Origin of the sequence: Ornithinimicrobium jinqii, assembly GCF_045032595.1 — a bacterium.
Lineage (GTDB): Bacteria > Actinomycetota > Actinomycetes > Actinomycetales > Dermatophilaceae > Ornithinicoccus.
In genome coordinates, this window is sequence record NZ_JBJFZS010000005.1 from 44,231 (window position 1) to 53,448 (window position 9,218).

Below are 9,218 nucleotides of genomic sequence, written 5' to 3' on the forward strand. Positions count from 1 at the left end.
TGCCCCGTGGCGCGACTCAGGTCGAGGCGGTCGTCCCGGAACGGCGGTCGCGGACGAACGCGTGGACCGCCCGCCACCCGACCAGCCCGAGAGCCAGGACCGTCGTGGCGACCAGCACGAACGGCAGTGCCGCCCCCTCGCCGCTCATCAGCCTCAGCAGCATCCCCATCACCAGGGTCGTCACGGTGATGACGGCCCCGTCCAGCCACCAGACCCGACGCTCCGCGGGCTGGCGGCCGACCGCCGTCCACCCGACGACGAGACCGACGACGAACGGCCACGCGGTCTGGAGGACCCCGAGCACCGAGCCGTCGAGGTCGTGGCTGCGGCGGCCCGCGGCAGCGAAGACCAGCACGACGAGCAGGTCGAGGAAGAACGCGCCCCTGGCCATTCCCGTCAGCGGTCCGGGTCGACGGAGCGGCCGGGGTGGGTGCCGCTGGCGTCGCCCACCAGCGTGCGGATGTAGGTGATCCGCTCGCCCTTCTTGCCCGAGATCCGCGCCCAGTCGTCGGGGTTGGTCGTGTTCGGCAGGTCCTCGTTCTCGCGGAACTCGTCGAGGTAGGCCCCCTCGAGGTGGGCCATCCGCAGCCCCTCCTCGCCCCGGGTCAGCAGGTCCTTGATCGCCCGCTTCTTGGCGCGGTCGACGATGTTGTGCACCATCGCCCCCGACGCGAAGTCCTTGAAGTAGAGGACCTCCCGATCGCCGCCCGCGTAGGTGACCTCGAGGAAGGCGTTGGTGGGCGACACGTCGTACATGTGCCCCACGACCGCGTCGATGAGCGCGTCCACCGTGGCCTGCCGGTCGCCGCCGTGCGCCGCCACCTCGTCGGGGTGGAGCGGCACCTCCGTCGTCAGGTACTTCGTGAAGATGTCCCGGGCTCCCCGGGCGTCCGGCCGCTCGATCTTGATCTTGACGTCCAGCCGCCCTGGCCGCAGGATCGCCGGGTCGATCATGTCCTCACGGTTCGACGCCCCGATGACGATCACGTTGTCGAGCCGCTCCACCCCGTCGATCTCAGCGAGCAGCTGCGGCACGATCGTGGTCTCCACGTCGGAGGACACGCCAGACCCACGGGTGCGGAACAGCGACTCCATCTCGTCGAAGAAGACCACCACGGGTACGCCGTCCGCGGACTTCTCCCGCGCGCGCTGGAAGATCGAGCGGATGTGGCGCTCGGTCTCGCCGACGTACTTGTTGAGCAGCTCCGGGCCCTTGATGTTGAGGAAGTAGCTCGACTCGTACTCCTGCCCGCGGACCCGCGCCGTCTGCCGGGCCAGCGACGCCGCCACCGCCTTCGCGATGAGCGTCTTGCCGCACCCGGGCGGACCGTAGAGCAGCACGCCCTTGGGTGCCCGCAGCTGGTGCGCCTCGTAGAGGTCGGCGTGCAGGAACGGCAGCTCGACCGCGTCGCGGATCTGCTCGATCTGCCCGGCCAGCCCGCCGATGTCGTCGTAGGAGATGTCGGGCACCTCCTCGAGCACCAGCTCGGCCACCTCGGGGCGCGGGATCCGCTCGGTGACGAACCCGCTCCGCGAGTCCATGAGCAGCCCGTCCCCGAGCTTGACCGGCGCGTCGCGCAGTGACCCGGCGCGTCGGCACACCCGCTCGTCCTCCCCGCGCACGATGACGACCACGCGGTCGTCCCCGAGCAGGTCCTTGCAGATCACGACCTCGCCCGACCGCTCGTAGCCCCCCAGCGCCACGACCGACTGCGCCTCGTTGAGCAGCACCTCGCGCCCGGGGCGCAGCTCGTCGGTGTCGATCTCGGAGGAGATGTGCGTGCGCAGCCGCCGCCCCGCGACCGACACGTCGACCGTGCCGTCCCCGACGATGTGCAGCACCTGGCCGAAGGTGAGCGGCGGGCTCGCGAGGGCGTCGACGTCCTCGCGAAGGCCCATGATCTGGGTCCTGGCGTGCTTTAGCGTCTCGGCCAGCTGATCGCTCGTGGCCTTGACCTCGCTCAGTCGTGAGGTCAGGGTGTGCACCTGCTGCTGCAGGTGGCGCTCGCGGAAGGTCTGGTCGGTCACCGGCTACTCCTCCTCGTCGGCAGAGATCGTCTGGTCGGGAACCCCGCGCGGGTATGCCGTGGCGCGTGCGTCGCGCACCGTGCGCCTCAGGCGCTTGTCGGACACGGACCGTTCGCCCAGCTCCTCGGCGCTCCACTCGCCCTCGTCGTGGGCGACGTAGTCCTCGCCGTAGGACCCCTTGGCCGGTCGGCGCCTGACCAGGGGCGCCGTGGTGTCGGGGGCCAGCCGGCGGACGGTCAGCAGGAAGCCGGTGTGCCCGTGCATGCGGTGCTCGGGGCGCACGGCCAGGCCCTCCAGGTGCCAGCCGCGCAGGAGCGTCTCCCACGCCTGCGGCTCGGTCCAGCCGCCGTGGGTCCGGGCGGCCTCGGCGACCCGCGAGAGCTGGGTGGCGGTCGCGACGTAGCAGATGAGGACGCCTCCGGGCGCGAGCGCGTCCCCGACGACGCCCAGGCACTCCCAGGGCGCGAGCATGTCGAGGACGACGCGGTCGACGGTCCCCGGATCGAGGGTCCGCGGCAGCGCCTCCACGAGGTCACCGACGGTGACGGTCCAGGCCGGGTGGTCCTGGCCGAAGAAGGCGCGGGCGTTGGCCCTGGCGATTTCGGCGAAGTCCTCGCGCCGCTCGAAGCTGTAGAGGTGGCCGGTGTCGCCGACGGCGCGCAGCAGCGACAGGGACAGGGCGCCGGAGCCGACGCCGGCCTCGACGACGGTGGCCCCGGGGTAGATGTCGGCCCAGGTGACGATCTGGCCGGCGTCCTTGGGGTAGACGACCTGGGCTCCCCGCGGCATCGACAGGACGTAGTCCGACAGCAGGGGCCGCAGCGCGAGATAGTCGACGCCGGAGCTGTGGCGGACCACGCTGCCGTCGGGGGCGCCGATGATGTCGTCGTGGCGCAGGTGGCCACGGTGGGTGTGGAAGTCCTTGCCCGGCTCGAGGGTGATCGTGTGCAGACGGCCCTTGGGGCCGGTCAGCTGCACGCGGTCACCGGGCCGGAAGGGGCCGCGGCGCAGGTCGGCGCCGGTCGCGGGGGTCGTCACCGGGTCAGTCTACGAGCGCGCCGACCGCGGACCCGACGCCAGCATGTCCCCCACCAGCACCGCGCCCCACGGCCGTCCCTGCTCGTCGACGAGCCCGACCACGCCCGACCCGGTGCTGCGCATGACGGCCAGGGCGTCCTCGAGAGGGTCGTCGGCCTGCGCCTGCAGCACCCACCCGCTGGGCAGCCGGACGGCCACGGCCGAGACCTGCGTCGTCATCCAGGCGGGCGCCGGCACCCCCTGGAGGCTCTTCGGGTCGACGATGCCGTCGAGGCGACCGCTCTCGTCCAGGACCACCCACAGCGGGCGCGACCCCCAGGCCACCGAGGACACGAAGGCCGCAGCAGGGACGACGCCCACCTCGGTGACGGCGTCGCCGAGGCGACGGCGCGAGACGGTCAGCCCGTGCCGCCCGGCGACCACGGCCTGGCTGGCTCCCTGCCACAGGAACATCCCGATCAGCCCCACCCACAGGACGCGGCTGATGCTGACCTGCTCCCCCTCGAGGACGGTCGGTGCGACCGCCCAGAGCGCGAGCAGGACGACGAGCAGCCGGCCCATCCACCCGGCCACGAGCGTGCCGAGGTGCCGGTTGCCGGAGAGCCGCCAGACGAGCGCCTCGAGCAGGAAGCCACCGTCCAGCGGCAGGCCGGGCACCAGGTTGAAGACCGCCACGAAGGCGTTGGCCCACATGAAGGCGAAGGCCAGGAGGGAGGGCACCCCGTCCGGGACGACGCCCATCAGCCACCAGCCCAGCAGGGCCAGCGCGCCGTTGGCCAGCGGTCCCACGACGGCGACCGCGGCGCTGCGCCCCGGGGTGCCACCGGCGCCGTCGTGGGCGGTGTGCCCGCCCCAGAAGTCCGCGACCATCCGCGACACCTGGTAGCCCACCCGCTGAGCCACGAGAGCATGGGCCGCCTCGTGCGCGAGCACCGAGACGAGCAGCAGCACCGCGAAGACCAGCGCGACGAGGTAGGACCAGGGGCCAAGCCGGGGCTCGGCCACCTCCACGGTGGGCCCGAAGAGCACCATCATCAGCACCGCGACCAGCACCCAGCTGCGCCCGAGGTAGATCGGGATGCCCGACAGCGTCCCGATGCGCCATCCCCTGCTGGTGCTCGTCATCGGGCAAGGCTATGCGACGGGACCCCCCACCCCCACCGGCCGTGCGGCACGCCGGTGCCTCTGCGCTGTCGGTGCCCCCACGTACAGTGAGCGACCATGCAACCCGCCCTCTCCCCCTCCCGGGCGGCCGACTTCCTGCAGTGCCCGTTGCTCTACCGGTTCCGGGTCGTGGACCGGCTGCCCGAGCCCACCAGCGCCGCCGCCGCACGCGGGTCGCTCGTGCACGCGGTCCTCGAACGGCTCTTCGACCTGCCCGCGGCCGAGCGCACCCTGTTGGCCGCGACGGGCCTCGTCCCGCAGGAGTGGGCGCGCATGGTCGAGGAGGAGCCTCACCTGGCCGAGGTCCTCGCCGTCACGCTCGACCCGGAGCCCGCCACCGCCGTGCCGCGGACGCCGGTCGCGACGCCCCACGACGACTGGTTCGCCGCAGCCTCCGCGCTGGTCGAGCGCTGGTTCACCCTCGAGGACCCCACCCTCCTGGAGCCGGTGGAGCGCGAGCTCTATGTCGAGGCCAAGGTCGGAGACCTCACCATCCGCGGCTACGTCGACCGGCTGGACGAGGCCCCGGACGGACGGCTGCGTATCGTCGACTACAAGACCGGGCGCGCCCCGTCCGAGACGTTCGAGAGTCGGGCCCTCTTCCAGCTCCGGTTCTACGCGCTGGCACTCTGGCGCAGCCGCGGCGTCCTGCCCTCGCGGCTCCAGCTCGTCTACCTGCGGGACGGTCAGAAGCTGTGGATCGACCCCACCGAGTGCGACCTCCTGGCCACCGAGCGCAAGATCCGCGCCCTGTGGTCCGCCATCGACCTGGCCGCCCGCGAGGGCGACTGGCGTCCGCGCCGCTCGCACGCCTGCACCTGGTGCGCGCACCGGACGCTCTGCCCGGCCTGGGGAGGCACTCCTCCCCCCCTGCCCGCGGACGCCTACGTCCGGGCGGTCGACCCTCGCCGCGCCGGACACACCGACCCGCGGGCCGCCGACACGGAGTAGACCCAGCACGTGAGCAAGGAGAGACGATGAGTATCTCGGACTACGTCGACGCCCTCGGCGAGGCGACCGGTCACGGGTGGGGATTCCTGGGCGCGTACGGCCTGACGTGGCTCGTCTGCGCGGCCCTCTGGCTCCGCTCGAGCCCGCGGGTGGCCGCCTACGCGACGCTCTTCCAGGGCATGGTCGCCTTCCCGCTGGCGCTCGGCTTCACCGCCCTGACGCCTGGCCCGGAGCGGCCGAGCCTGCCGGGCATGGACTCGTTGGCGATCCTCCTGTCCAGCGGTCAGCTGCTCGCCCTTCCCCTGGTGATCTATCTCGTCGCCCGTGGGCGGTACACGCTCGTACCGTTCGCGATGGTCATCGTCCTCGTCGTGCACTTCGCGTCGTACTCGTGGCTGTACGGAACCCCGCTCTACCTCGTCATGGGCGCGGTCGTCTCCCTCGGAGCAGTCGTCGCGACAGCGAGCTCGCACCGGTCGGACGCAGACGGGTCCGCGGTCGGGGCCGGTCGTGTCTGCCTGACCGCCGGTGTGGTGCTCCTGGTGAGTGCGGCCACGGCCTGGTCGCTCTAGCGACCTCCCTCCGACCAGCCGACTGTCACCCACGTGATGGCCGGGTACAGCTAGCCGGTGGAGCCGCCGTCGTCGCGTCGCCGCAGGTAGCGCTCGAACTCGCGGGCGATCGCGTCGCCGGAGGCCTCCGGCAGCTCGGCCGTGTCCTGGGCCTCCTCGAGCTGGCGGACGTAGTCGGCGATCTCCTCGTCGGTCGAGGCGAGCTCGTCCACGCCGCGCTCCCATGCCCGGGCGGCCTCCGCCAGGACCGTGTCGTCGATGACGCAGTCGAGCAGCTCCTCGACCTGCCCCAGAAGTGCGTGCGAGGCCTTCGGCGACGGTGCTCCGCCGGCGTAGTGCGGCACGGCGGCCCAGCAGGAGAGCGTCGGCACGTCCAGCTGGCGTGCCTCGTCGGTGATCACCCCGACGATGCCCGTCGGTCCCTCGTAGGTGCTCTGCTCGATGTCCTCACTGCTGTCCAGGAGCACGGGGTCGTCCGTCGACACGCTGACCGGGATCGGTCGGGTGTGCGGCACGTCCGCCAGCAGCGCGCCGAGCACGACGATCATCTGCACGCCCTGGTGGGTGGCGTAGCCCAGGATGTCGGAGGCGAACGAACGCCACCGCACCGACGGCTCGATCCCCATGACCAGGATGACGTCTCGACCCATGGGGGTGTTGCGGGCCAGCAGGATCCGGGTCGTGGGCCAGCGGATGCTGCGACGTCCGTCGACCGTGACGATCTGCGGACGGTTGACCTGGAAGTCGTAGTAGTCCTCCGGGTCGACGGCTGCGACGACCTGCGCCTCCCAGACGGTGGCGAGGTGCTCGATGACCGCCGAGGCGCTCTCCCCCGCGTCGTTCCACCCTTCGAAGGCGGCGATCAAGATGGGGTCCCGCAGCTCGCCGGTCTCACGCAGCTCGATCATGCTCACCTTCCTGTCGGCCACCCCTCGGTCGGGAGGTGGCCAGACCCTCACCCTACGTCCCCGCCGACTACGGTGGGGGCCGTGACCTTCCCCTCCCCGACCCCCGTGAGCGACCCCCTCCCCGAGGTCCTTCCCGACGCGGTGCTGTGGGACATGGACGGGACGATCGTGGACACCGAGCCCTACTGGATGGCCGAGGAGAGGGCCCTCGTGGAGGGCGCAGGCGGGGTATGGAGCCACGCGGACGCGGTCGAGCTCGTGGGCAATGACCTGCTCGTCTCGGCCAGGATCATCCTGGCGCGCACGCCCGTCAACGGCACGCCGGAGGAGGTCGTGGACGCCCTGCTCGGGGGAGTGGTCCGCAGGATGCGCGAGCACCTGCCCTGGCGTCCGGGGGCCGCGCAGCTGCTCGCCGCGCTCGGCGACCTCGGCGTCCCGAGCGCGCTGGTCACGATGTCGTGGACGGCCCTGGCCGACGTGCTCGTCGAGCACCTCCCCGCGGACACCTTCGCCGCCGTGGTCACCGGCGACCAGGTGTCGCACGGCAAGCCGCACCCCGAGCCCTATCTCGAGGCCGCGCGACGGCTCGGTGTCGACCCGGCCCGGTGCGTGGCCGTCGAGGACTCCCCCACAGGCGCCACCTCGGCCACCTCGGCCGGCATTCCCACCCTGGTGGTCCCGCACATCGTGCCGGTGGCGGACCTGCCCCTGGCCGTGCGGCTCGCGACGCTCGAGGGGCTTGCCCCCCACGACCTCCTGCCGGCCCTCCGAGGCGTCAGCGAGGTCTGATCGCGCGGGGCCGTCCGGTCCACGCCAGGTAGGCGCTCCCGGCGGCGAGCGCGACCCCGCCGCCCGCGACAAGGGGGCCGAAGAGGGGACCCATCCGGTCCTTGTAGGCCACCACCACGTTCGTGCCGCCGGTGATCATCGCCGCCACCACCATCGCGGCGACCATCCTGTCCCCCGTCCGCTCCAGGCGCTCCACCAGCGGGTCGAGCTCCCCGGCTCGGATGGTGACGTCGACGCCACCGTCCTCCACCCGCTCCATGAGCGAGCGGGCGTAGGCAGGCAGGTCCAGACCGAGCTCGGCCGCCGCGACCGTCGCGTCACGCACCCGGGCGGCGACCTGCCTCGCCCCCAGTCGCTCCTCGATGAGCCGGCGGGCGAAGGGGAACAGCGCGTCCGTGAGGTCGAAGCCGGGGTCGACCCGCCTGCCCAGCCCGTCCACGATGACGAGCATCCGGAAGAGCTGGACGACCTCGGGCGGGAGCGCCAGCCGGTGGTGGCGGACGACGGTGAAGATCTGGTTCGCGAGGACGTCGACCTGGATGTCGGCGAGCGCGCGGCCGTCGAGCCAACCGGTGATCCGGCCGACCTCCCTCCGCAGTGCGCGCCGGTCCAGGGTTCCGCGCGGCGGGGCGATCTGCAGAAGGGCCGACACCAGGCTCTCCGTGTCCTGGCGGTAGAGCGCCACGATCATCCGGGCGAACTGGCGCCGCATGGTCGGGCCCACCCGGCCGACCATCCCGAAGTCGATGATCCCGATGGTGCCGTCGGCCTCGACGAAGAGGTTTCCGGCGTGGGGGTCGGCGTGGAAGACACCGTCCTCGAAGACCATCCGCATCAGGACCGACACCGCGCGGTGCGCAAGCTCGGGCCGGTCGATCCCGACCCGGTCGAGCTCGGCCACGTCGTCGATCCGGGTCCCGGACAGCTCTTCCATCGTGAGCACCCGGGGGGTCGTCGTGGCCCAGTCGACCCACGGGACGTGCACCCCCGCCTCCTCGCGCAGGTTGCCGGCGAACTCGTCGATGGCCCTCGCCTCGGTGAGGTAGTCGAGCTCGGTCCGCAGCGACCGGGCGAACTCGTCCACCAGGCCGACGAGGTCGAGGTCGGCCAGCACCCGGGAGTTGCGGGCCAGGTGGCCGGCGAGGTTGCGCAGGATGTCCAGGTCGTCGCGGACCTGCTCCACGACGCCTGGCTTGCGGATCTTGACGACCACCGCGCGCCCGTCGTGCAGCCGCGCCCGGTGGGCCTGCCCGATCGAGGCGGTCGCGAGCGGTGCGGGGTCGAACCACGCGTAGATCTCCTCCACCCCCAGTCCGAGGTCCTCGTGCACCACCGTCCCCAGCTCGGGGAAGGGCACCGGGCTCGCGGCGTCGGTGAGCTTGGCGAAGGCGTCGCAGTAGGCCTGCGGGAAGACGTCGGGCCGCGAGGAGATGAGCTGGCCGAGCTTGATGAACGTGGTCCCGAGCTCCTCGAAGGTCCGTACCAGCAGCTCGGGCCGCACGTCGTCGTCGACGTGGGGGTCGACGCCGTCGCCGAGCGCCGGCAGCCACCGCCCCAGCCCGGCTCGGACCGCGCTGGCGTAGAGGCCGTTGCGGGTCAGGACGTGGGCGATCTCCCGGTAGCGCTGCAGGTGCCCGGCCATGGCTCCACGCTACCCCCGAGGCGTTCAGCCCAGCGCGACCCCCAGCAGGGCGTCCACGGCGGTGGGCACCAGGGCCGAGGGAGGGGGCACGGGCAGGACCACGGATGTCCCAACAGCTACAGCCCC

The 9,218-nt window shown here is 72.4% G+C and carries 9 protein-coding genes; 3 read left to right on the top strand and 6 right to left on the bottom strand.

Going from position 1 to position 9,218, the window contains the following annotated elements; translation table 11 throughout:
* Positions 1 to 16: 16 nt before the first annotated feature.
* The 4 genes from ACI3ET_RS02250 to ACI3ET_RS02265 are packed head-to-tail and all read right to left on the bottom strand — an operon-like array spanning position 17 to position 4,191.
* Entirely contained in the window at positions 17 to 391 is a 375-nt protein-coding gene (locus ACI3ET_RS02250; protein ID WP_405031328.1) for a DUF3054 domain-containing protein, read from the bottom strand.
* Between the two features lie 5 nt (positions 392 to 396).
* Positions 397 to 2,028, bottom strand: coding sequence for a proteasome ATPase (gene arc, locus ACI3ET_RS02255; RefSeq protein WP_405031329.1), 1,632 nt, complete (start codon positions 2,026 to 2,028; stop codon positions 397 to 399).
* Between the two features lie 3 nt (positions 2,029 to 2,031).
* Positions 2,032 to 3,066 (bottom strand): tRNA (adenine-N1)-methyltransferase, encoded by a 1,035-nt coding sequence (locus tag ACI3ET_RS02260; protein WP_405031330.1) that lies wholly within the window; start codon positions 3,064 to 3,066, stop codon positions 2,032 to 2,034.
* A gap of 9 nt (positions 3,067 to 3,075) precedes the next feature.
* The gene (locus ACI3ET_RS02265; RefSeq protein ID WP_405031331.1) at positions 3,076 to 4,191 is read right to left on the bottom strand and encodes a site-2 protease family protein; all 1,116 of its coding nucleotides are present in this window, start codon (positions 4,189 to 4,191) and stop codon (positions 3,076 to 3,078) included.
* A gap of 96 nt (positions 4,192 to 4,287) precedes the next feature.
* On the opposite strand from ACI3ET_RS02265, the gene ACI3ET_RS02270 reads away from it, so the two are divergent.
* Positions 4,288 to 5,181 carry a RecB family exonuclease gene (locus tag ACI3ET_RS02270; RefSeq protein ID WP_405031332.1) on the top strand — a complete coding sequence of 298 codons (894 nt, stop codon included), beginning with the start codon at positions 4,288 to 4,290 and terminating at the stop codon, positions 5,179 to 5,181.
* Positions 5,182 to 5,207: 26 nt separating this feature from the next.
* The gene (locus tag ACI3ET_RS02275; RefSeq protein WP_405031333.1) at positions 5,208 to 5,753 is read left to right on the top strand and encodes a DUF7010 family protein; all 546 of its coding nucleotides are present in this window, start codon (positions 5,208 to 5,210) and stop codon (positions 5,751 to 5,753) included.
* 50 nt (positions 5,754 to 5,803) lie between these two features.
* Here ACI3ET_RS02275 and ACI3ET_RS02280 read toward each other — a convergent pair whose 3' ends face one another.
* Positions 5,804 to 6,661, bottom strand: coding sequence for a PAC2 family protein (locus ACI3ET_RS02280; RefSeq protein WP_405031334.1), 858 nt, complete (start codon positions 6,659 to 6,661; stop codon positions 5,804 to 5,806).
* A gap of 81 nt (positions 6,662 to 6,742) precedes the next feature.
* Here ACI3ET_RS02280 and ACI3ET_RS02285 point away from each other — a divergent pair, with 81 nt between their 5' ends.
* Positions 6,743 to 7,450, top strand: coding sequence for an HAD family hydrolase (locus tag ACI3ET_RS02285; RefSeq protein ID WP_405031335.1), 708 nt, complete (start codon positions 6,743 to 6,745; stop codon positions 7,448 to 7,450).
* Here ACI3ET_RS02285 and ACI3ET_RS02290 read toward each other — a convergent pair.
* Positions 7,437 to 9,092, bottom strand: coding sequence for an ABC1 kinase family protein (locus ACI3ET_RS02290; protein WP_405031336.1), 1,656 nt, complete (start codon positions 9,090 to 9,092; stop codon positions 7,437 to 7,439). The two genes, ACI3ET_RS02285 and ACI3ET_RS02290, sit on opposite strands and share 14 nt — an antisense overlap.
* Positions 9,093 to 9,218 lie beyond the last annotated feature (126 nt).